The organism is Micromonospora sp. NPDC000663 (genome assembly GCF_042898105.1).
In the GTDB taxonomy this organism is placed as follows: Bacteria; Actinomycetota; Actinomycetes; order Mycobacteriales; family Micromonosporaceae; genus Micromonospora.
Genome location: NZ_JBIAYR010000001.1, coordinates 536,261 through 557,947 on the forward strand (window position 1 = coordinate 536,261; position 21,687 = coordinate 557,947).

Below are 21,687 nucleotides of genomic sequence, written 5' to 3' on the forward strand. Positions count from 1 at the left end.
ACGACGCAAGTCCGACTTTCCCGGAATAGCTTGACGTCGTCTTGCCCCAGTGTGACGCTATGAATACGCAGCGTTATCGCGACGACGGTCCGACAACGTGCGGGGAACCAAACCGGGGGGATGCGCGGGGCGGGCGGGAGTGGACGGGAAGCCGTCCACTACCGACCGCCCCGTGCGCTGTCCACGTCCCCCTGATGCCCTTCGCCGACGCGCGTAAGGTGGAGGGTCGGCGCAGACATCGTTCGACAGGAGCTTTCATGACCAGCACCCTCCCGGCGTCCGCCAGCGGTACGCCGTCCGAGGCCCGGCCGAGCACGCTCGCCGAGGGCGACTTCAAGGTGGCGGATCTGTCGCTCGCCGAGTTCGGGCGCAAGGAGATCCAGCTCGCCGAGCACGAGATGCCCGGCCTGATGGCGATCCGTCGGGAGTTCGCCGACGCCCAGCCGCTCGCCGGCGCGCGGATCACCGGCTCGCTGCACATGACCATCCAGACCGCAGTCCTGATCGAGACGCTTGTGGCCCTCGGCGCGCAGGTGCGCTGGGCGTCCTGCAACATCTTCTCCACCCAGGACCACGCCGCCGCGGCGATCGTCGTCGGCCCGGACGGCACCCCCGAGGCCCCCGCCGGCGTCCCGGTGTACGCCTGGAAGGGCGAGACGCTTCCGGAGTACTGGTGGTGCACCGAGCAGGTGCTCACCTGGCCCGACGGGCAGGGCCCGAACATGATCCTCGACGACGGCGGTGACGCCACCCTGCTCGTGCACAAGGGCGCCGAGTTCGAGAAGGCCGGGGTCGTGCCGCCCGTCGAGTCCGCCGACTCCGAGGAGTACGCGGTCATCCTCGAACTGCTGCACCGCTCGCTCGGCGAGGACGGCCAGCGCTGGACGCGGATCGCCGCAGGCATCAAGGGCGTGACCGAGGAGACCACCACCGGCGTGCACCGGCTCTACGAGATGCACCGCGCCGGCACCCTGCTCTTCCCGGCCATCAACGTCAACGACTCGGTGACCAAGAGCAAGTTCGACAACAAGTACGGCTGCCGGCACTCGCTCATCGACGGCATCAACCGGGCCACCGACGTACTGATCGGCGGCAAGATGGCAGTCGTCATGGGCTACGGCGACGTGGGCAAGGGCTGCGCCGAGTCGCTGCGCGGCCAGGGGGCCCGGGTCGTGGTGACCGAGGTGGACCCGATCTGCGCGTTGCAGGCCGCGATGGACGGCTACCAGGTCGCCACCCTGGACGACGTGGTCGAGCAGGCGGACATCTTCATCACCGCCACCGGCTGCTTCGACGTCATCACCAACGAGCACATGGCCCGGATGAAGCACCAGGCCATCGTGGGCAACATCGGCCACTTCGACAACGAGATCGACATGGCCGGCCTGGCCAAGCGTTCCGACGTCGAGCGGGTCAACATCAAGCCGCAGGTCGACCTGTGGCGCTTCGCCGACGGGCACGCCATCATCGTGCTCTCCGAGGGCCGCCTGCTGAACCTGGGTAACGCGACGGGGCACCCGAGCTTCGTGATGTCGAACTCGTTCGCCAACCAGACGATCGCCCAGATCGAGCTGTTCACCAAGACCGAGGACTACCCGATCGGCGTCTACGTGCTGCCCAAGCACCTGGACGAGAAGGTTGCCCGGCTGCACCTGGGCGCGCTCGGCGCGAAGCTGAGCACGCTCACCAAGGAGCAGGCCGCGTACCTGGGTGTCTCGCCGGAGGGCCCGTTCAAGCCGGACCACTACCGCTACTGATCGTTCTTTTCGGGACCGGGTCGGCTGTTCGCAGCCGGCCCGGTTCGTCGTCTGCGCCTCAGGGCCGCCGGCGGGCGGGGCGGAACCAGGTCCAGACACACCAGGCGAGCCAGCCGAGCGACACGACTGTGGCCAGTGCCCGCAGACGTAACGCGCTGAGCAGCAGAACCACCGCCAGCACCGTCAGCCACGGCAGGAATCCCTTCACGGCGGGATCCTCCCACAGCCGGGATGAGTGAGCTTGTCATGAACGACTTGACGAGTCCCCTGAGCAGGAGGAAGGTATGGCTGCCCTAAGTTGGCTGAGGCAAACCTGACGGACACGGAGCCGGGATGTTCGCGACCTACCTGATCGGCCTGCGGGAGGGCCTGGAGGCGACCCTGGTGGTCAGCATCCTGGTGGCCTTCCTGGTGAAGTCGCAGCGCCGGGACCGGTTGCCCCAGGTCTGGGCGGGCGTCGGCCTGGCCGTCGCGCTCTCGGTGCTCTTCGGCTGGTTGATCGAGTACACGTCGACCTCGCTGCTGGCCCGCTCCGAGGAGCGGGAGCTGTTCGAGGCGATCACCTCCGTCGCCGCGGTGGTCTTCGTCACCTGGATGATCTTCTGGATGCGCCGTGCCGCCCGGACGATCGCCGGCGAGCTGCGCGGCAAGCTCACCGAGGCGCTGGCCGTCGGGTCCCTCGCGGTCGCAGGCATGGCCTTTCTCGCGGTGATCCGGGAGGGCCTGGAGACCGCGCTGATCTTCTACTCGGCCGCCCAGGGCGCGGCCGGCGACAGCGGGCCGCTGCTCGCGCTGATCGGTGGCATCCTCACCGCCGTGGTGCTCGGCGTGCTGCTCTACGCCAGCGCCCTGCGGATCAACCTCAGCAAGTTCTTCACCTGGACCGGCGCGCTGCTGATCCTGGTCGCCGCCGGCATCCTCAAGTACGGCGTGCACGACTTCCAGGAGGCAGGTGTCCTGCCCGGCCTGAACGACCTGGCCTTCGACATCACCGGGACGCTCGACCCGAGCACCTGGTACGCCGCTCTGCTGGCCGGAATGTTCAACGTGACGCCCGCGCCCACCGTGCTGGAGACGATCGCCTGGATCGGGTACGCGGTGCCGGTCCTGGCGCTCTTCCTGCGCCCGGCCCGGCGTAAGCCGGCGCCCACCGCGTCCACCGGCACCGAGCGCGTAGCCGACACCGACACCGACACCGACACCGACACCGGCACCGAGGCCGAGGCGGCGACCGCGCCGCAGCGCGCCTGACCTCACGAGGAGAGACAGCCCAAGATGCGTACCACAGGCTTTTTCGCGCTGGCCGCCGCCGGAGTGCTGGCCACGACCGGTGTCGCCGCCTGCTCCGACTCCGCGAAGGATGACGCGGCGGGGGCCGGCGGCCCGATCGTGGTCAAGGCCAGCGACACCGCCTGCGACGTCGGTACGACCGATCTGGGCGCCGGCACCGCCACCTTCAAGATCACCAACTCGGGCGCGAAGGTGACCGAGTTCTACGTGTACGCCTCAGGCGACCGGGTGATGGGCGAGGTGGAGAACATCGCCCCCGGCCTGAGCCGCGAGCTGCGCGTGGAGCTGCCGGCCGGGACGTACGAGACGGCCTGCAAGCCGGGGATGAGCGGCAAGGGCATCCGGGGTGCGCTCAAGGTCAGCGGCTCGGCGCAGCCGCTCACCGCCGACGCCGCCCTGGCCGGCGCCACTGACAACTACCAGCGTTACGTCAAGAGCCAGACCGCCGCGCTGCTGGACAAGACCGAGGAGTTCGTCGCCTCGGTAAAGGCCGGCGACGTGGCGAAGGCCAAGACGCTCTACCCGGTCGCCCGCACCTACTGGGAGCGGATCGAGCCGGTGGCCGAGATCTTCGGCGACCTCGACCCCAAGATCGACGGCCGTGAGGAGGTCATCGAGGAGGGGATGGAGTTCACCGGCTTCCACCGGATCGAGAAGGACCTCTGGCAGTCCGGCGACATCAGCAAGGACGGCCCGATCGCCGACCGGCTGCTTGTCGACGTCAAGGAGATCGTGGCCAGGGCCAACGCCGAGAAGCTCTCCCCGCTCCAGCTCGCCAACGGCGCGAAGGAACTGCTCGACGAGGTGGCCAGCGGCAAGATCACCGGCGAGGAGGACCGCTACTCGCACACCGACCTGTGGGACTTCGCCGCCAACCTGGAGGGCTCCAGGGCGGCCGTGTCGGCCCTGCGGCCGGCGCTGGAGCAGCGCTCACCGGAGCTGGTGACGCAGTTGGACACCGAGTTCGCAAACGTCGAGGCGCTGCTCGGCAAGCACCGGGCCGGCGACGGCTGGAAGCTGCACACCGCGCTGAGCAAGGCCGAACTCAAGGAACTGTCCGACGGCATCAACGCGCTCGCCGAGCCGATCAGCAAGGTCGCCGCGGCCGTCGCCAAGTGACCGTACGTCAGGGGGAGTCGAACCGATGAGCGGAAGCAGGGTGACCCGGCGCCGGGCGATCACGCTCGCCGGTGCCGGGGTGGCAGGCGTCGCCGGAGTGGCGGTCGGCGCGGGAGCGCTCGTCGGCGGCTCCCGTGGGCCGGCCGCCGCCAGCGACCATCCGGCCGGGGCGGTGCCGTTCCACGGCGAGCACCAGGCCGGGATCGTCACCCCGGCGCAGGACCGGCTGCACTTCGTCGCGTTCGACGTGATCACCAAGGACCGGGCGCGGCTGGTCGGAATGCTCGAGGAGTGGAGCGCCGCCGCCGCCCGGATGACCGCCGGCCGGGACGCCGGGGTGCTGGGCGCGGTCGGCGGGGTGCCGGAGGCTCCACCGGACGACACGGGTGAGGCGCTCGGCCTGCCCCCGTCCCAGCTCACCCTGACCATCGGGTTCGGGCCGACGCTGTTCCGCGACGCCGACGGCCGGGACCGCTTCGGCATCGCCGACAGACGTCCGGCCGCCCTCGCCGAGCTGCCGAAGTTCCCAGGTGACGCGTTGCAGCCGCAGATCTCCGGTGGCGACCTCTGCGTCCAGGCGTGCGCCAACGACCCGCAGGTGGCGGTGCATGCCATCCGGAACCTGGCCCGGATCGGCATGGGCGTGGTGAGCGTGCGCTGGTCGCAGCTCGGCTTCGGTCGTACCTCGTCGACCTCCCGGGACCAGGCCACCGCGCGCAACCTCTTCGGCTTCAAGGACGGCACGGCAAACCTCAAGGCCGAGGACACCAGCCTGCTTCGCGACCAGCTCTGGGTGCAGCCGGGCGACGGGCCGGACTGGATGACCGGCGGCGCGTACCTGGTCACCCGCAAGATCCGGATGCTGGTGGAGACCTGGGACCGGACGTCGCTGGCCGAGCAGGAGGAGATCGTCGGCCGGGCCAAGGGCAGTGGCGCGCCGCTGGGCCGGAGGAACGAGTTCGACGAACCGGACTTCGCGGCGCGCGGTGAAGATGGCAAGCCGGTGATCGCCGAGCACGCCCACGTCACGCTGGCCCATCCGAGCCGCAACAAGGGTGCCCAGCTGCTGCGCCGGGGCTACAACTTCGTGGACGGCTCGGACGGCCTCGGTCGGCTCGACGCGGGCCTGTTCTTCATCGCCTACCAGCGTGATCCGCGCCGTCAGTTCGTGCCGATCCAGACCCAACTGGCCCGCCACGACGTGATGAACGAGTACCTGCGGCACGTCTCCAGCGCGCTGTTCGCCTGCCCGCCCGGCGTCCGTGACGGCGGGGACCACTGGGGGCGTGCGCTCTTCGGCTGACAGCCGTCCGGATCACGACAGCGCGACCGGCCCGAGGCTCCGGTGGCGCTGGGCGGCGCCGACGGGGGATCATGGTTGCAGCCGGGCGGGATCCACCCGACGCCGGTCCCACCGAACTGAACGGGGATGCAATATTAATCCCATGAGAGCCCGGGTACTGGTGGTCGACGACGACCCCGCACTCGCCGAGATGCTCGGCATCGTGCTGCGTAGTGAGGGCTTCCTGCCCTCGTTCGTGGCAGATGGTGAGCGGGCGCTGGCCGCCTTCCGCGACAGCCGGCCCGATATCGTGCTGCTCGACCTGATGTTGCCCGGGATGAGTGGTATCGACGTGGCCAGGTCCATCCGGGCCGAGTCCGGCGTGCCGATCGTCATGCTGACGGCCAAGAGCGACACCGTGGACGTCGTGCTCGGCCTGGAGTCCGGCGCCGACGACTACGTGGTCAAGCCGTTCAAGCCCAAGGAGCTGGTCGCCCGGATGCGGGCCCGACTGCGCCGGGGCGAGGACGTGGCGCCGGAGATGTTGACCATCGGGCCGCCCGGCAACCAGATCACCATCGACGTTCCGGCGCACACGGTCAGCCGCAACGACGAGGAGGTGAAGCTGACTCCGCTGGAGTTCGACCTGCTTGTCGCGCTCGCCCGTAAGCCGCGTCAGGTCTTCACCCGCGAGGTGCTGCTGGAGCAGGTGTGGGGCTACCGGCACGCCGCCGACACCCGGCTGGTGAACGTGCACGTCCAGCGGCTCCGGGCCAAGATCGAGCCGGACCCGGAGCGGCCGGAAATCATCCTCACCGTGCGGGGCGTGGGCTACAAGGCGGGTACCGGATAGCCTGGTCACACTGTGTCGACCTCACCGCCCCCACACCCCCCGACAGCGGCTGCCCGCCGGCGTATCGCCGGTGGGGAGCTCTGGCGTGCGGTGAGTGGCCGCGCCGCGCGGGTGCTGGCCCGGGTGCACCAGACCTGGCGCCGCTCCCTCCAGGTGCGGGTGGTGACCATCACGCTTGTCGCCTCCAGCCTGCTGGTCGGCGGCTTCGCGTTCCTGATCGCCGACAAGATCACCACGATCCTGCTGGACAACGCCCGCACCGACGTGCGGCTGCGGGTGAACAGCGGCGCCAGCTACGCGGCCAAGCAGGTCTCCCTGTACGGCCAGCCGCAGGAGGCGCAACTCCAGGAGACCATCGACGGCACTGTCAACTACCTGGCCGGCGGTGACCCCCAGCAGACCAGTGGCGTGGTGGTGGCGATCACCGCCGACGACTACCCCAACGACATCCAGACCCGCGCCGCGCCGTCGGTGAACGTCCAGCCGCTGATCAGCCCGGAGCTGCGGGCCGCGGTCGCCGAGGGCAAGGTGGCCAGCCAGATCCGAACCGGCCGGCTCACCGGGCAGAGCACCAAATACCTGGTCTACGGCTCTCCGGTGCCCACCCGCTTCGGCCAGATCGAGCTGTACTACCTGGTGCCGCTGACCCGGCAGGACTCCACAGCGGCCGACGCCCGGGCCACGGTGGTGGCCACCGGAGTGGCGCTGGTGATCCTGCTCGGGCTGCTCGCTGCCCTGGTCACCCGCCTGGTGGTGAACCCGGTCCGGGTGGCCGCGCGTACCGCCCAGCGGCTCTCCGCCGGCCTTCTGGACCAGCGGATGGTGGTCAACGGCGAGGACGACCTCGCCCTGCTCGCCGCCTCGTTCAACCAGATGGCCACCAACCTGCAACGGCAGATCCTGCGCCTGGAGGAGATGTCCCGGTTGCAGCGCCGCTTCACCTCGGACGTCTCGCACGAGCTGCGTACCCCGTTGACCACGGTCCGGATGGCCGCCGACCTGATCTTCGCCGAGCGCGACGAGTTCGATCCGGCGGTGGCCCGCAGCGCCGAGCTGCTCCAGGCCGAACTGGACCGCTTCGAGGAGCTGCTCACCGACCTGCTGGAGATCAGCAGGTTCGACGCCGGGTTCGCCATGCTGGACGCCGAGCCGACCGACCTGGTGCCTGTGGTGCACCGGGTGGTCGAGCGGCTGGCCGGCCTGGCCGAGCGGGTGGGCGTACCCATCGAACTCGACCTGCCGGGCACCCCGGTGATCGCCGAGGTCGACCCGCGCCGGGTCGAGCGTGTGCTGCGCAACCTGGTGGGCAACGCCGTCGAGCACGGCGAGGCCCGCCCGGTGCTGATCACCCTCGGCATCGACGAGACCGCCGTGGCGATCACCGTGCGGGACCACGGGGTCGGGCTCAAGGCCGGCGAGGAGAAGCTGGTGTTCAACAGGTTCTGGCGGGCTGATCCGTCCCGGGCACGGCAGACCGGTGGCACCGGTCTGGGCCTGTCGATCAGCCTGGAGGACGCCCGACTGCACGGCGGTTGGCTGGAGGCGTGGGGCGCGCCGGGGCAGGGCGCCCAGTTCCGCCTCACCCTGCCGGCCCGGGCCGGTGACCGACTGACCACCTCGCCGCTGCGGCTGGTGCCGGCCGACGCCGCCCTGCCGTTCGGCGGCCCCCGCGACGGTGGTCCGCTGGCCATCGGGCCCGGCACCGGTGGGGCGTTGGCGATCGGCCCGGCGCCGACCGGGGACGGGCAGCGGGCGGAGGTGGGCTCATGAGGCGGCCGGTCGTGCTCGGGGCACTAGGTGTGGTGCTTCTGCTGGGCGGTGCCTGCGGCATCCCGGCCTCGTCGGACGTACGGGTGGACGGTAAGGGCGGGGCGGCGACGGGGGCCGGTTCGGGGAACGGCCGGCCGAGCGAGCCGCCGTCGCGTACGGCGAGCGGCAGCTCCAACGAGGCCTTCGTCCGCAACTTTCTGTCCGCGGCCGCCGGTGAACCGGATCGGGCCTACGAGCGGGTCAAGGCGTTCATCGCGCCGGAGGACCGGGCCAGTCTCCAGGACAAGAAGGGCAGCGAGGTCGCCATGACGGTGGTCCGGTTGCGCGAGGCCGTCTACACCCTCAACAGCGACTCGACCACCACCGTGAAGATCAGCGTGCAGCAGATCGGTGTGCTGCGGGCCAACGGCACGCTGGCCCCGCCGGTGGCGACCGAGACGGAGTACGAGTTCAGGTTGCGCAGCGGCACGTTGGACGGCGCCGCCAACGACGAACGCGCCGGCCTGTACGTGGTCGACCCCCCGAACGTGCTGCTGCTCAGCGACGTGGCCCTCCAGCAGTACTACCAGGGCGAGTCGATCTACTTCTGGAGTTCCGACCGCACCCGTCTGGTGCCCGACCAGCGTTACCTGCCGGTGGCGGTGCCGCAGGAGCGGCGGGTCAACGAGGTCGTCAAGTGGTTGGTGGCCGGTCCGTCGGACTGGCTGCGCCCCGGTGTCGTGGGGCTGCCCGACCGCACCGAGCTGATCAACAACGCCACCGGCGCGAACGACAGGTGGGAGGTCAACCTGGACATGTCCGGCGACGACCAGAACGGCATCGACCAGCTGCTCACGCAGCTCGCCTGGTCGCTGGGCGACCTCGGGGGCCAGTTGGACCTGAAGATCCGCAACAACTCGCAGCCGGTGCTGGATCTGAACGCCCGCCGCGCGGCCGAACGGCTCTACCCGATCACCGAGAGCCCGCAGCGGTTCTGCGTGTACGAGGGCGGGATCCGCCCGCTCGACTTCGTCGGCGAGCTCAGCGGGGCGGTGCCCCTGGCACCCGACATCAACCGCAACATCGTCTCCGCCGGCCTGGCCCGGGCCGACAACCGGGTGCTCGCCGCGATGGTGGTGAGCAGCGGCAAGAGTCGCCAGCGCCTCGCCGTGGGCAGCGGGCCCGCCCCGATCACCACGCTCAACCGGGGCACCTCCGAGTACGCCTCGATCAGCCGACCGGTCTGGTTGCGGATGGCCGACTCCCGGCCCGGCCGGGGCCTGGTGGTGGCCGACGGTCAGCTCTACCGCTTCGACGAGGGTGCCCGGATGTATCAGGTGCCGCTCAACGTGCCCGGTCCGGTCACCGCGGTGGCCGCCGCGCTGGACGGCCAGCGGGTCGCCCTGGTCGCCGGCGGTCAGCTCTACGTGGCGGCGGTCAACCTCGACGGCGGCGGGGTGTCCATCGGCCCGCCCCGGCAGCTGGTGACCTCGCTGACCGGCCTCACGACAGTGGACTGGGGTCGGGAGGACCAGCTCGTCGTGGCCGGGTCGGCCGGCCAGCCGGCGATCTACGAGATCAGCGTCGACGGTGCCGTGGAGACGCCGCTGCGTACCGACGTCGGTGCCAAGGTCAACCACCTGACGGCGTACCCGACCAACCGCACCGTGCCCCTGCCCAGCGGGGCGTACATGTACGAGGCGAACGGGGTGGCGTACCGCAGCAGCCCGTTGGAGCGGATCGAGCCCGACCGGGTACGCGACATCGCCCCACCGCCGGCCGGCGGCCGTCCGAGCAACCCGTCAGCCCCGTTCTTCCTCTACTGACACCATGCGCGGGCTCTGGGCGGACCTCACCGACCTGGTGCTGCCCGTCGATTGCGCGGGCTGTCGGGAACGCCGGTCCGGCCTGCGGCACGGGGTCTGCCCCTCCTGCGTGACGGCGCTCGACGCGCTGCGTCCCGGGCCGGTACGTCCCACCCCCGCCCCGGCCGGCCTCCCACCGTGTGTCGCCCTCGGTCCGTACGCCGGCCCGCTGCGGGAGGCCCTGCTGGCGTACAAGGACCATGGGCGGCACGGGTTGGCCCGTCCACTGGGCGGTCTGCTGGCGGCGGTCGTCGCGACGGCCGTCGGCGACGGAAGTCGACAGGTGGCGCTGGTTCCGGTGCCGGACACGGCGGCGGCGGCCCGGGCCCGGTACGGCGATCACCTGGACCGGTTGGCGCGGCACTGCGCGGCACGTCTTCGTCGGAGCGGCTGGTCGGTCCGTGTGCACCGGCCCCTGCGTGCGCTGCCCCGACCCGACTCGGTGACGCTTGACAGCGCGGGCCGGGCCGCGGCGGCGCAGGAGGCGTTCCGACAGCGCTCGGCCGCGCCGACAGGTGCCGATGCGGCGGGTGTCGCGCCGGTCGTGGTGCTCCTCGACGACATAGTGACGACCGGGGTCACGTTGGCCGCGGCGGCCCGCGTGCTGTCCGCTACCGGGTCGGCACCGGATGTCGCGGCGGTGCTCGCGGCGACCGAGAAAAGACTCCGTTCGTAACCGATCGTGTTTCCGTTTCACCCGTTGGTGTATGAGCTGCGAAAAATCTCGGGCGGTCTCGGCAACATGGGGTGACTGCCGGGCAAACAGGCGTTAGCGTTTTCCTGTCGGGGGTAGGAGGTCCATTCCACCCGCCCCCGGCGGTGAGAGGAGGCGTAGCCGCACTGTCCGGTCGACGCCAGCGGGTCTCCCACGGCGCGCGACCGGGTCACCGGATCGAAGACGTCCGAACAAGGGAGGTCACGTGGACATCGTGGTCAAGGGCCGCAACGTCGAAGTGCCGGACCATTACCGGGTGCACGTAGCCGAGAAACTCGCAAAGATCGAACGCTACGACCACAAACTTATTCGTGTCGATGTCGAGCTCTTTCACGAGCGCAATCCGCGCCAGGCCGACCACTGCCAGCGGGTGGAGATCACCTGCATTTCCCGGGGTCCGGTGATTCGGGCCGAGGCGTGCACGAACGACTTCTACAGCGCACTCGACGCCGCCATCGCGAAGCTCGACACCCGACTGCGCCGCGCGGCCGACCGTCGCCGCGTACACAGGGGTCGGCATGCTCCGATCTCCGTCGCCGCCGCCACCGCAGGCCTTCCTGTCGCGGATCTGGTGGCCCCCCCGCTCAGCGCGCCGGGTGACGGCGCACGCGCCGGCACGGCCGTCGCCGAGCGGGTCGAGGAGGAGGACGACGCCCAGCAGCCGTGGCACATCGCCCGGGAGAAGGTGCACCCGGCGGAGCCGATGACCATCGACGACGCGTTGTTCGAGATGGAACTGGTCGGCCACGACTTCTACCTGTTCCAGGACAAGGAGACGGGCCGTCCCAGCGTCGTCTACCGGCGCCACGCCTACGACTACGGGATCATCTCCCTCGCCACCTGACGGCAGCCGAGCCGATCGATCACGGGGTTGTGGTGGGGCAGCCCACCGCAACCCCGTGATCGCTCTCAGCGCAGGTCGGCGGGGAGCAGTGCGAACGTCAGGTCGTCCAGACGCCCGCCGTCCAGTCCCGGCAGGCGGCCGCGCTGGAGGCCCTCCCTGTGGAAACCGGCCCGCTCCAGGACCCGGTGCGAGGCGCCGTTGTCAGGCACCGTGCCCGCGACAAGCCGAGCGACACCGGCCGAGCCGAAGGCCCACGCCGCGAGCAGCCGGACAGCCCTTGTCGCGTACCCCCGGCCCCGCCAGTCGGGCAGCAGCGCGTAACCGACCGAGGCCTCGCCGCTGGCCGCGTCCGTGAACGACAACCCGCAGCTGCCCGCCGGCTCGCCGGTGGCCGCGTCGACGATCAGCAGCCGGGCGATGTCGCCGGTCAGCCACCCGCTCTCGGCGAGCAGGCAGCGCCGCTCGATCGCCTCCCACGTCGGTGGCACCGGCGGCGCCTGGTTCGCGACGACCTCCTGCCGACTGTGCAGCCGGTACATCAGCTCCGCGTCGTCGGGCGCCAGCCGGCGCAGCGTCACCACCTGGTCGGTGAGCACCCCGTCGGGCAGGTCGGGCAGCGGCCGGGCGGTCGGGCCCGGTGGGTCGTCGGCGAGACGTACCCAGGCCAGCAGGTCGTGCCGGCCCCCGTCGCGGCCGGACCCGGCCGACCGGCGCGACCCCTCGTGACGGAAGCCGGCGGCCAGCGCGACCCGCTGGCTCGGGCCGTTTGCGGCCTCGGTGAGCAGTTCCAGTCTGGCGGTTCCGGTGGCGAACGCGTGGTCGCTCAGCGCGCGGGTCGCCGCGGTGGCCACCCCGCGTCCGCGCGCTTCGGGCCGCACCCAGTAGCCGATCTCGGCCTGACCCCGTTCGGGCACCGGGTTGCTGAGACCCACCGCGCCGAGCAGCCGGTCGGTGGCCGGGTCGGCGACGGCGTACGCGGCGCCACCGCCGGTCCAGGTCGCCGGGGCGCCGACGTCGATCCACCAGCGGGCGTCGACCTCGGTGTACGGGGACGGCAGGTTCGGCACGAACCGCTGGCTGACCGAATCGGCGCAGCCGTCGACCACGTCGGCGGTGTCCTCGGTGCGGAACAGCCGCAGCCGCACCCCGTACGCCTCGACCACCTGCGGCGGCGTCATGCCAGGTCATCCGCGAGCAGCGCGGCGACCCAGACGTCGGCCCGCTCGCCCCGGTGCGGGATGCCACCCCGGGCGATCCCCTCGAACGAGAAGCCCGCCTTCTCCGCCACCCGGCGGGAGGCGTTGTTGCCCACGTGCGCCTTCCACTCGACACGCGCCAGACCCAGCGCGGTGAACCCCCAGGCGCTCAGCGCGAGCAACGCGGCGGGCATGACGCCGCGGCCACGGGCGTCGGGCGCCGTCAGGAACCCCACGTCGGCCAGCAGCGGGTCGACCGGGGAGAGCCGAAGGTCGATCGAGCCGACGTACCTGTCGGCCGGGTCGGCGATCGCGAAGCATGCAGCGTCGCCGCGGGCCCACAGCTCCCGGCAGTGCTCCTGGTACCACCGCGCGTCGGCGTGGTCGTACGGGTCCGGCACGGTGGTCCAGCGGACGGTCTCCGGGTCTCGGCAGGTCCGCACCAGGGCGTCGAGGTCCTGCTCCTCCAGTGGGCGGAGCCGCAGCTCGCCGGCTCCGGCGGTGGCGAACAGCGGGGGCTGCGGGTGGCCGAAGACGGCGGCCCGCCGAGCGGTCAGGGTGCCCGGCCCGGCCGGCCCGGTCGACCCCTGTTCGGGTACCTCGCCGGGCAGCAGCGAGCCGACCCAGCCGTCCTGGAGGCCGTCCGGCGCCGGTCGGCCGAGCCGCAGTCGGCCGTCGATCCGGAACCCGGCCCGGAGCGCGACAAGGCGGGAGGCGTGGTTGCCCACCTCGGCCTGCCAGAGAAGCCGGCGCAGCCCGAGCGTTCCGAGGGCCCAGCGGGCCACCGCCCGGGTCGCCCGGACGGCCACGCCCCGGCCGCGCGCCCACGGGGCCGTCCAGTAGCCGATCTCGCCGGTGCCGCCGCCGTCGATGGAGACCAGGCCGCACGAGCCGAGCAGCTCGCCGGACGCGGGGTCGCAGACCGCGAACGGAGCACCGGTGCCCTCCGCCCAGGCACGTCCGCTCAGCTCGGTGACGAAGCCGTGCGCGTGTTCCGGAAGGTACGGGCGCGGTACGGTGGTCCAGCGCTGAATGTCCGGATCCTGGCAGGCGCGGTGCACGTCGTCGGCGTCGGCGTTCCGCCAGGGTCGCAGCAGTACGCCGTCCTCGATGATCTCCATGGGCTCCACCCGTGCATAGTGCCGGAACGTTCGCCGACGGCGTAACCGGATAACGTCCGGCGCACGACCCGGACGCGAGTTATGTCGGGTTCGGCGGGACGGAGCACCGCCACCAGTGACCATCGCGCCGATGGAGCGCCTACGATGGTTCGAGACTGTCTAGGGGAGCGTTGATCCGTGTCGATTCTGGAAAAGGTCCTTAACGCGGGCGAGGGCCGCATGGTGCGGCGGCTCAAGGCCATCGCCAATGCCGTCAGCTCGATCGAGGACGACTACGTCAACCTCACCGACGAGGAGCTGCGCGGCATGACCGAGCAGTTCCGGGAGCGGCTCGCCGACGGTGAAACCCTCGACGACCTGCTGCCGGAGGCGTTCGCGGTGGCCCGCGAGGCGGCCGCCCGGGTGCTCGGCCAGCGGCCGTACGACGTCCAGGTGATGGGCGGCGCGGCTCTGCACTTCGGCAACATCGCCGAGATGAAGACCGGTGAGGGTAAGACGCTGACCTCGGTCATGGCTGTCTACCTCAACGCGCTCTCCGGCGACGGCGTGCACGTGGTCACCGTCAACGACTATCTCGCCCAGCGCGACGCGGCCTGGATGGGTCGCGTGCACGAGTTCCTCGGGCTGACCGTCGGCGTGGTGCTGCCCAACCGGCCGGCCAGCGAGCACAAGGCCGCCTACGAGTGCGACATCACGTACGGCACCAACAACGAGTTCGGCTTCGACTACCTGCGCGACAACATGGCCTGGTCGAAGGACGAGCTGGTCCAGCGCGGTCACAACTTCGCCGTCGTCGACGAGGTCGACTCGATCCTCATCGACGAGGCACGCACCCCGCTGATCATCTCCGGTCCGGCCGAGCACTCGGCCCGCTGGTACGGCGAGTTCGCGGGCGTGGTGGCCCGGCTCCAGCCCGGCACCGACGGCGAGGGCGACTACGAGGTCGACCACTCCAAGCGCACCATCGCGGTGACCGAGCGCGGCGTGGCCAAGGTCGAGGACCGGCTCGGCATCGACAACCTGTACGAGTCGGTGAACACTCCGCTGGTCGGCTACCTCAACAACGCCATCAAGGCCAAGGAGCTGTACAAGCGCGACAAGGACTACATCGTCAGCGACGGTGAGGTCCTGATCGTCGACGAGTTCACCGGTCGCATCCTGCACGGCCGCCGCTACAACGAGGGCATGCACCAGGCGATCGAGGCCAAGGAGGGGGTGGAGATCAAGCAGGAGAACCAGACCCTGGCCACCATCACCCTCCAGAACTACTTCCGCCTCTACAACAAGCTGTCCGGGATGACCGGTACGGCGCAGACCGAGGCGAGCGAGTTCAACAAGGTCTACAAGGTCGGCGTCGTGAGCATCCCGACCCACCGCCCGATGGTCCGCGAGGACCGGCCGGACGTCATCTACAAGACCGAGAAGGCCAAGTTCAACGCGGTAATCGAGGACATCGCCGAGCGGCACCAGATGGGCCAGCCGGTGCTTGTCGGCACCGTCTCGGTGGAAAACTCGGAGATCCTCTCCCAGTTGCTGCGTCGGCGGGGCATCCCGCACAACGTGCTGAACGCCAAGTTCCACGCCCGGGAGGCCGAGATCGTCGCCCAGGCCGGGCGTAAGGGCGCCGTCACGGTGGCCACCAACATGGCCGGCCGTGGTACGGACATCCTGCTCGGCGGCAACCCCGAGTTCCTCGCCGCGAACGAGCTGCGCCAGCGTGGCCTCGACCCGCTGGAGAACGAGGAGGAGTACGCCAAGGCGATGGAGGAGGTCCTGCCCACCTGGAAGCAGGCTTGCGACGCCGAGGCGGAGGAGGTCGCCGGCGCCGGTGGCCTGTACGTGCTGGGCACCGAGCGGCACGAGTCCCGGCGGATCGACAACCAGCTGCGCGGTCGCGCCGGCCGGCAGGGTGACCCGGGCGAGTCCCGCTTCTACCTGTCCCTGCAGGACGAGCTGATGCGGCGCTTCCGGGCCGGCGCGGTCGAGGCGGTGATGGAGCGCTTCAACATCCCGGAGGACGTGCCCATCGAGTCGAAGATGGTCACCCGGCAGATCAAGAGCGCCCAGGCCCAGATCGAGGGTCAGAACGCCGAGATCCGTAAGAACGTGCTCAAGTACGACGAGGTGCTCAACAAGCAGCGGCAGGTCGTCTACGCCGAGCGGCTCCGGGTGCTCAACGGTGAGGACCTCTCCGACCAGGTGCGCAACATGATCGACGACACCGTCGAGGCGTACGTGCGGGGTGCCACCTCGGAGGGCTACGGCGAGGACTGGGACCTCGAGCAGCTCTGGTCCAGCCTCAAGCAGCTCTACCCGGTCGGCGTGACGATCGAGGAGCTGGAGGAGGAGGCCGGCGGTTCCCGGGCCGGCATGGACGCCGACTTCCTGGTCGCCCGCCTCAAGGAGGACGCGCACGCCGCGTACGACAGGCGCGAGGAGCAGCTCGGCACCGAGGGGGTGCGCCAGCTCGAGCGGATGGTGCTGCTCCAGGTGATCGACCGCAAGTGGCGTGAGCACCTCTACGAGATGGACTACCTCCAGGAGGGCATCAACCTCCGGGCGTACGCGCAGCGGGACCCGGTTGTGGAGTACCAGCGCGAGGGCTTCGACATGTTCGCCACCATGATGGACGGCATCAAGGAGGAGACTGTCGGCTTCCTCTACAACGTGGACGTCCAGGTGACCGAGCCGGAGCCCGCGGAGTCGGAGGAGGTCACGCTCCTGGACAAGCCTGTGGAGATCCGGGCCAAGGGCCTCAACCGCGCTCCGCAGCGGCAGGGTCTGCAGTATTCGGCTCCCACCATCGACGGCGAGGCCAGCCCGGGTGCGGTGGCGGTCGAGCAGGCCGAGCAGCAGGCGCCCGCGCTCGGTGTGGGTCGCCCGGCTCAGGGCGCCCCGGCGTCGCCGGGGCAGAGCGCGCCGTCCGCCCCGCAGCGGCCGGCTTCCGGGCTGCGTGGCCCGGCGCTTCCGACGGCCGGCTCGCGCCGTCCGGCGCCGAGTCAGGCGGACGCCTCCAACGGCCCGTCGCGCAACGCGCCGTGCCCGTGCGGTTCGGGCCGCAAGTACAAGCGCTGCCACGGCGCCCCCAACGGCGGCAACTGACCGAAGCAGCTCGACCGACGGGTCCCGGCCGATTCTGGCCGTGGCCCGTCGGCGTATCCGGGCTTCACCCGGCTCCGGCCGTTGAGCAGTGCCGGTGGGTGGTCAGAGGACGTGCAGGGCGGTGCAGAGCCAGCGGCCCCTGCGGTGTTCCAGGCGCAGCGCCATCGCCCAGCTCCGGCCGCCGTCGCCGGTGAGCACGGCGGCGGCCTCCACCGCGGCGTCCCCGATCTCGCAGACCCGCAGGCGGAGCAGCCGGGCCAGCGGCCGCGCGGCGCGGCGGCGGGTCACGCCGGTCCGTCCGGAGGCCCGGGCCAGCTCGATCAGCAGCTCTCCGGAGTGGGACGGGTCGAGCAGTGGCCGCACCTGCGCCGGCGAGCGGTAGCCGTTGACCACCTCGAGGCAGGTGCTGACGAAGCGGTGCGCCGCCCGGGTCGCCTCGGAGGCGGTGGTGGACGGCAGTGGGGCGCCCGGGTGGCCGGCCGGACTGCTGGGCACCGGGCGGAGGGTGCGGCGACGCTGCGGTGGCCGGGCCTGCTCCTGGCGGGAGGCGGCGAACAGGTCGAGGGCGAGCTGGCCGTGGGTCGGCACCGGCCAGTACGGTCCCTCCGCCTCGTCCGCGTACGGGGGGTCGATGGGTGGGGCGGGGCGCAGCCGTACGGGTGGTCGGGACGGACGCTCACTCATCGCAGCCCTCTCGATCTTGCGTTTGCCTTCGTTTGCTCTCGACTCATTGATTCTGAGCGACCGGACCGTCCGGGTCAATGGCGTCGTCGAAGGGCGGGACGGCGGGCGGCGCTACTCAGGATCGCGGTCGACGAGGGGATTGCTCTGTACCCAGTCGGCGGTCTCGTCGTACTTGCGCGCGATGTACTCCTCCAGCCGGGCGCGCTCCACCCGCCACTGGCCACGCCCGCCGATCTTGATCGCCGGCAGCTCCCCGCTGCGCACCATGTGGTAGACCTGCGAGTCCGACACGTTGAGCTCGGCGGCGACGTCGGACAGCAGCAGGAACCTGGGCTCCACTGACACTCCCGGGGTTGATGTCGTTTGGTTCAGTTTGCCATCGACAGCGCGGAGAGCCCAGCGCCGGCCCGCCCGGTCGCGGGACCGGCGACTGCTGACACACCGGCGAGGAACTTCCACCGACCGGAGGTGCGGTGTATGACGGTCACGGCGTGCGGCATGATCTGCGCCCGTGCCGGCGGCCGCCGGTGGAGGACCGAGCGGGGAGACAACCGGTGAACCAGGAGCTTGTCCGGGTGTACGTACCGGCGACCGTACCGATGCTGGCCCGACTGCGTGAGCAGGGCCTGAGCGCCGACCAGGCGCACGCCGTGACGCCGGCGCTGCGCGAGTGGTACGCCGAGGGCGACGAGGAGGAGCTGGAGTACGTGGCGTTCACCAGGGCCGCCCAGGAGGCGCTGCACCTGCTCCGGGCCGACCCGGGCGCGCCCCGCCGCCGGGTCGTCGTCTCGGCCGACCTGCCGCCGGCAGCGCTCGGGCGGGGCGACGGCGAACTGGGATCCAGCATGGTGACGCTGGCCGACGTCGTGCCTGTCGCCGCCGTGGCGGCGATCCACGTGGACGGCGCGGACGCCGTCGAGGAGATCGCCGCGGCGGCCGACGTGGTGGCCGAGGCCGCCGCCGGCGACCCGGACGCCCAGTTCACAGTCGACGGCGCCGAGGACCACGAGCTGGAGTGGTACGACGTGACGGAACTCGACCTGTTGCTGCGCGCCGCCGGCTGAGCGGTCGGGGTCAGCGGGCCTGGTCCGCCTCGACGGCGTCGGTCGGGTCGCCCGCGTCGGCGGGGGAGTCGACCGGCTCGTCGTCGTCGGTGTGCGCCGGCCCGAGGGTGCGTCCGAACGCGATGAGCGCGGTCAGCGCGCCCACGAAGAGCACCCAGATGCCGTTGTCCACCCGCGAGGTGCCAAGTGAGGTCTGCGCCACCGCGTCCGCCTCGCTGAGCGCGCTGGCCAGGTCCAGCAGGGAACGGCCGCCGATCCGGATGATCACCTCGGCGAGCAGCAGGAGCAGCCCGGGTCCGGCGCCGGCGAGCAGGTACGCCGGCCAGCGCAGCGCGGGCGTCTCGGGATTATGGCGGACGGCCCGACGCCGCGCCCAGCTCAGGTAGCCGAAGGCGAGCAGCCCCGCGAGCAGTCCGGCGACGAGCGATTCGGTACGCGACACCCACTTCGCGGCGTTGACCAGCGACTCCTGGGTGTCCCCGGCGCCGAAGAGGTCGAACAGCGGGTCGCGGGCCTGGCTGAACGCCACCACGAAGAGCAGCGTGCCCAGCGCCGCGGTGACCACCGCGCCGACAGTCGGGGCCGAGCGCGCGCCGGCGATGGCACCGCCGATGATCGCGGCGGCGGCCGTGGTGCCGGCGATCACGTTAGTGGTCGCGGTGTCGAAGTAGGTGAGGTTGATGGCCAGCGCGGCGGCCAGCCCGACCACCATCCCGGCGCCGATCGCCCCGACGAAACGCAGGGTGATCCCGTCGCCGTAGCGGCGGGCCAGCAGGTTGCCGCCGGCCAGCGCCACGGCCGCCCCGGCCACCAGCGCGGCCGAGATCACGCCGGGCAGGGCGAACGCGGAGAGGCTGATCGCGGTGACCCCGGCCGCTGCCGAGGTGGTGGCCTCCCGGGTGGACCAGAGCATGGCGGCCAGCCAGCCCAGCGCCAGCAGCGCGAGCACCGCCGCGCCGGGGGCGAGCGTCGGCCGACCGTCGGTGGCGTCGACCGCCGGGTCGTCCGACTCGACGGCCGGGACGCGGCCGGGCTGCTTGGTCATCGTCTCCCCTTCGAGGCGGCAGGTCACCGACCATTCAGGGTACGCGGGCCCGCTGGGTGACCCGTCGCACCCGACGGTGCCGCCCGGTCCGGCTCCGCCAATGGCGTGGGCCGAGCGGCCGCCCGATGGCTGCGGGCTGTCGGATCGAGCCCGGTCGGTAAGGGGAGAAGGGGTGGGGCGGTCCTTGGCGTACGGAGGTGGCCGAGGTGGGGCGCACGGCCTCGCATGGGAGAATCGGAGGAGGTCCCGCCGCTGCTCGGCCCTGTCCTGCGGCGTCCGGTGTCCGGCCATCCGGTCGGTGCCCGCGGGTCCGGTTTCGCCACTGCTGTCGAGATCGCCAGGAGCCTTGATGGACGCCGTGTTCTCCGTACCCGAGCCGCGCAACGAGCCGGTTCGCAACTACGAGCCGGGCAGCGGGGATCGGGAGCGGCTTCAGCGGCGGCTGACCGCGCTCGCCGCGGAGCGCATCGACCTGCCGATGACCATCGGTGGCGAGCAGCGGATGGCCGCCGGTGACCCGATCAACGTGGTGCAGCCGCACAAGCACGCGCACGTGCTGGGTGTGACGGCGCACGCCACCCACGACGACGCGCACGCCGCCATCAAGGCAGCCAAGGCGGCCGCCCCGATGTGGCGGGCGCTGCCGTTCGAGGAGCGCGCCGCGATCTTCCTGCGCGCCGCCGAGCTGCTCGCCGGCCCGTGGCGCGACACCCTCAACGCCGCCACCATGCTCGGCCAGTCGAAGACCGCGATCCAGGCGGAGATCGACTCGGCGTGCGAGTTCATCGACTTCCTCCGGTTCAACGTGCACTTCGCCCGTCGCATCCTCGAGGAGCAGCCGGCGTCGTCGCCAGGCGTCTGGAACCGCTTCGACCACCGCCCGCTGGAGGGTTTCGTCTACGCGGTCACCCCGTTCAACTTCACAGCGATCGCCGGCAACCTGCCGTCGGCGCCGGCCCTGCTGGGCAACACGGTGATCTGGAAGCCGGGCCCGACCCAGCAGTTCGCCGCGCACTTCACCATGCGGCTGTTCGAGGCCGCCGGCCTCCCGCCCGGCGTGATCAACATGGTGACCGGCCGGGGCGAGGAGGTCTCCGACGTCGTACTCGCCGACCCGGACCTGGCCGGCATCCACTTCACCGGCTCCACCAAGGTCTTCCAGCAGTTGTGGCGGACCGTCGGCGACAACATCGCCCGCTACCGGGGCTACCCGCGGCTGGTCGGCGAGACCGGTGGCAAGGACTTCGTGGTCGCGCACACCAGTGCCGACGTGGACGCGCTGCACACCGCGCTGATCCGTGGCGCGTACGAGTACCAGGGCCAGAAGTGCTCGGCGGCGTCGCGGGCGTACGTGCCGCGCTCGCTCTGGGAGGGCGGACTGCGCGACCGGCTCGCCGCCACCGCCAACTCGCTCACCTACGGCGACGTGGCCGACTTCGGCAACTTCGGCGGCGCGGTGATCGACGACAAGGCGTTCGCCAGGCACACCGCGGCGCTGGAGCTGATCGCCGGTGACGACTCCTGCCGGGTGCTGGCCGGTGGCACGGCCGACGACTCGGTGGGCTACTTCGTCCGGCCGACCCTCTTCGAGTGCGGCGACGCCGCGCACGAGACCTTCACCACCGAGTACTTCGGGCCGATCCTGGGCGTGCACGTCTTCGACGACTCCCGCTTCGACGAGGTGGTCGCGCAGGCCGAGTCGATCGCCCCGTACGCGCTGACCGGCTCGGTGTTCGCCACCGACCGGCAGGTGATCGACTCGGTCGGCGAGCGCATGCGGTACGCGGCAGGCAACTTCTACATCAACGACAAGCCGACCGGCGCGGTGGTCGGGCAGCAGCCCTTCGGCGGCGCCCGGGCCAGCGGCACCAACGACAAGGCGGGCTCCTGGCTGAACCTGGTCCGCTGGGTGTCGCCGCGCACGATCAAGGAGACGTTCGTGCCGCCGACCGACCACACGTACCCCCACATGGGCTGACCGGCGACGACCCGCCGGCGGCG

Annotated in this window: 18 protein-coding genes; 12 read left to right on the plus strand and 6 right to left on the minus strand. The window is 71.3% G+C overall.

Annotation, left to right across the window (positions count from 1 at the left end; all coding sequences use genetic code 11):
• Positions 1 to 257: 257 nt before the first annotated feature.
• Positions 258 to 1,757, plus strand: a complete 1,500-nt coding sequence (ahcY, locus tag ACFY1S_RS02575; protein ID WP_387112040.1) for an adenosylhomocysteinase — start codon at positions 258 to 260, stop codon at positions 1,755 to 1,757.
• A 58-nt stretch (positions 1,758 to 1,815) separates the two neighbouring features.
• Here the strand turns inward: ahcY and ACFY1S_RS02580 are convergent, their stop codons facing one another.
• Positions 1,816 to 1,965: a hypothetical protein gene (locus ACFY1S_RS02580; RefSeq protein WP_203176626.1), complete on the minus strand. Its 150-nt coding sequence runs from the start codon at positions 1,963 to 1,965 to the stop codon at positions 1,816 to 1,818.
• Positions 1,966 to 2,090: 125 nt separating this feature from the next.
• On the opposite strand from ACFY1S_RS02580, the gene efeU reads away from it, so the two are divergent.
• The 8 genes from efeU to hpf all read left to right on the plus strand — a co-directional run bounded on the left by efeU (position 2,091) and on the right by hpf (position 11,474).
• On the plus strand, positions 2,091 to 3,008 hold the full coding sequence (efeU, locus tag ACFY1S_RS02585) for an iron uptake transporter permease EfeU (protein ID WP_387112042.1): 918 nt from the start codon (positions 2,091 to 2,093) through the stop codon (positions 3,006 to 3,008).
• Between the two features lie 24 nt (positions 3,009 to 3,032).
• A complete protein-coding gene (gene efeO / locus ACFY1S_RS02590; RefSeq protein ID WP_387112044.1) occupies positions 3,033 to 4,166 on the plus strand; it encodes an iron uptake system protein EfeO in 1,134 nt (377 codons plus the stop codon).
• A 25-nt stretch (positions 4,167 to 4,191) separates the two neighbouring features.
• Positions 4,192 to 5,469, plus strand: a complete 1,278-nt coding sequence (gene efeB / locus ACFY1S_RS02595) for an iron uptake transporter deferrochelatase/peroxidase subunit (protein ID WP_387112047.1) — start codon at positions 4,192 to 4,194, stop codon at positions 5,467 to 5,469.
• A gap of 142 nt (positions 5,470 to 5,611) precedes the next feature.
• Positions 5,612 to 6,301, plus strand: a complete 690-nt coding sequence (mtrA, locus tag ACFY1S_RS02600) for an MtrAB system response regulator MtrA (protein WP_007455837.1) — start codon at positions 5,612 to 5,614, stop codon at positions 6,299 to 6,301.
• Positions 6,302 to 6,313: 12 nt separating this feature from the next.
• Positions 6,314 to 8,071: an MtrAB system histidine kinase MtrB gene (mtrB, locus tag ACFY1S_RS02605; protein ID WP_387112051.1), complete on the plus strand. Its 1,758-nt coding sequence runs from the start codon at positions 6,314 to 6,316 to the stop codon at positions 8,069 to 8,071.
• Entirely contained in the window at positions 8,068 to 9,876 is a 1,809-nt protein-coding gene (locus ACFY1S_RS02610; protein WP_387112054.1) for an LpqB family beta-propeller domain-containing protein, read from the plus strand. Before mtrB ends, ACFY1S_RS02610 begins: the two co-directional genes overlap by 4 nt.
• A gap of 4 nt (positions 9,877 to 9,880) precedes the next feature.
• A complete protein-coding gene (locus tag ACFY1S_RS02615; RefSeq protein WP_387112057.1) occupies positions 9,881 to 10,591 on the plus strand; it encodes a ComF family protein in 711 nt (236 codons plus the stop codon).
• Positions 10,592 to 10,835: 244 nt separating this feature from the next.
• The gene (gene hpf, locus ACFY1S_RS02620) at positions 10,836 to 11,474 is read left to right on the plus strand and encodes a ribosome hibernation-promoting factor, HPF/YfiA family (RefSeq protein ID WP_364367706.1); all 639 of its coding nucleotides are present in this window, start codon (positions 10,836 to 10,838) and stop codon (positions 11,472 to 11,474) included.
• Positions 11,475 to 11,539: 65 nt separating this feature from the next.
• Here the strand turns inward: hpf and ACFY1S_RS02625 are convergent, their stop codons facing one another.
• Together ACFY1S_RS02625 and ACFY1S_RS02630 are read right to left on the minus strand one after the other, a co-directional pair.
• Positions 11,540 to 12,652, minus strand: coding sequence for a GNAT family N-acetyltransferase (locus ACFY1S_RS02625; protein WP_387112061.1), 1,113 nt, complete (start codon positions 12,650 to 12,652; stop codon positions 11,540 to 11,542).
• Positions 12,649 to 13,791, minus strand: coding sequence for a GNAT family N-acetyltransferase (locus ACFY1S_RS02630; RefSeq protein WP_387114248.1), 1,143 nt, complete (start codon positions 13,789 to 13,791; stop codon positions 12,649 to 12,651). The genes ACFY1S_RS02625 and ACFY1S_RS02630 overlap by 4 nt, the downstream gene beginning before the upstream one ends.
• 177 nt (positions 13,792 to 13,968) lie before the next feature.
• Here ACFY1S_RS02630 and secA point away from each other — a divergent pair, with 177 nt between their 5' ends.
• The gene (gene secA, locus ACFY1S_RS02635) at positions 13,969 to 16,893 is read left to right on the plus strand and encodes a preprotein translocase subunit SecA (protein WP_387112064.1); all 2,925 of its coding nucleotides are present in this window, start codon (positions 13,969 to 13,971) and stop codon (positions 16,891 to 16,893) included.
• Between the two features lie 102 nt (positions 16,894 to 16,995).
• Here the strand turns inward: secA and ACFY1S_RS02640 are convergent, their stop codons facing one another.
• Together ACFY1S_RS02640 and ACFY1S_RS02645 are read right to left on the minus strand one after the other, a co-directional pair.
• Complete coding sequence (locus ACFY1S_RS02640; RefSeq protein ID WP_387112067.1) at positions 16,996 to 17,577, minus strand: Rv3235 family protein; 582 nt, start codon at positions 17,575 to 17,577, stop codon at positions 16,996 to 16,998.
• Between the two features lie 111 nt (positions 17,578 to 17,688).
• Entirely contained in the window at positions 17,689 to 17,916 is a 228-nt protein-coding gene (locus ACFY1S_RS02645; RefSeq protein ID WP_030490852.1) for a helix-turn-helix domain-containing protein, read from the minus strand.
• Between the two features lie 215 nt (positions 17,917 to 18,131).
• On the opposite strand from ACFY1S_RS02645, the gene ACFY1S_RS02650 reads away from it, so the two are divergent.
• On the plus strand, positions 18,132 to 18,641 hold the full coding sequence (locus ACFY1S_RS02650; RefSeq protein ID WP_364367690.1) for a DUF6912 family protein: 510 nt from the start codon (positions 18,132 to 18,134) through the stop codon (positions 18,639 to 18,641).
• A 10-nt stretch (positions 18,642 to 18,651) separates the two neighbouring features.
• Here ACFY1S_RS02650 and ACFY1S_RS02655 read toward each other — a convergent pair whose 3' ends face one another.
• Positions 18,652 to 19,686 carry a hypothetical protein gene (locus tag ACFY1S_RS02655; RefSeq protein ID WP_387112070.1) on the minus strand — a complete coding sequence of 345 codons (1,035 nt, stop codon included), beginning with the start codon at positions 19,684 to 19,686 and terminating at the stop codon, positions 18,652 to 18,654.
• A 349-nt stretch (positions 19,687 to 20,035) separates the two neighbouring features.
• On the opposite strand from ACFY1S_RS02655, the gene pruA reads away from it, so the two are divergent.
• A complete protein-coding gene (gene pruA / locus ACFY1S_RS02660) occupies positions 20,036 to 21,664 on the plus strand; it encodes an L-glutamate gamma-semialdehyde dehydrogenase (RefSeq protein WP_387112073.1) in 1,629 nt (542 codons plus the stop codon).
• The last annotated feature ends 23 nt before the right edge of the window (positions 21,665 to 21,687 follow it).

Coding starts and splice junctions, on each gene's coding strand:
- ahcY (WP_387112040.1), top strand. CDS start 258: ATGACCAGCACCCTCCCGGCGTCCGCCAGCGGTACGCCGTCCGAGGCC.
- ACFY1S_RS02615 (WP_387112057.1), top strand. CDS start 9,881: ATGCGCGGGCTCTGGGCGGACCTCACCGACCTGGTGCTGCCCGTCGAT.
- efeU (WP_387112042.1), top strand. CDS start 2,091: ATGTTCGCGACCTACCTGATCGGCCTGCGGGAGGGCCTGGAGGCGACC.
- ACFY1S_RS02625 (WP_387112061.1), bottom strand. CDS start 12,652: ATGACGCCGCCGCAGGTGGTCGAGGCGTACGGGGTGCGGCTGCGGCTG.
- efeO (WP_387112044.1), top strand. CDS start 3,033: ATGCGTACCACAGGCTTTTTCGCGCTGGCCGCCGCCGGAGTGCTGGCC.
- ACFY1S_RS02610 (WP_387112054.1), top strand. CDS start 8,068: ATGAGGCGGCCGGTCGTGCTCGGGGCACTAGGTGTGGTGCTTCTGCTG.
- ACFY1S_RS02630 (WP_387114248.1), bottom strand. CDS start 13,791: ATGGAGATCATCGAGGACGGCGTACTGCTGCGACCCTGGCGGAACGCC.
- mtrA (WP_007455837.1), top strand. CDS start 5,612: ATGAGAGCCCGGGTACTGGTGGTCGACGACGACCCCGCACTCGCCGAG.
- ACFY1S_RS02655 (WP_387112070.1), bottom strand. CDS start 19,686: ATGACCAAGCAGCCCGGCCGCGTCCCGGCCGTCGAGTCGGACGACCCG.
- efeB (WP_387112047.1), top strand. CDS start 4,192: ATGAGCGGAAGCAGGGTGACCCGGCGCCGGGCGATCACGCTCGCCGGT.
- pruA (WP_387112073.1), top strand. CDS start 20,036: ATGGACGCCGTGTTCTCCGTACCCGAGCCGCGCAACGAGCCGGTTCGC.
- ACFY1S_RS02640 (WP_387112067.1), bottom strand. CDS start 17,577: ATGAGTGAGCGTCCGTCCCGACCACCCGTACGGCTGCGCCCCGCCCCA.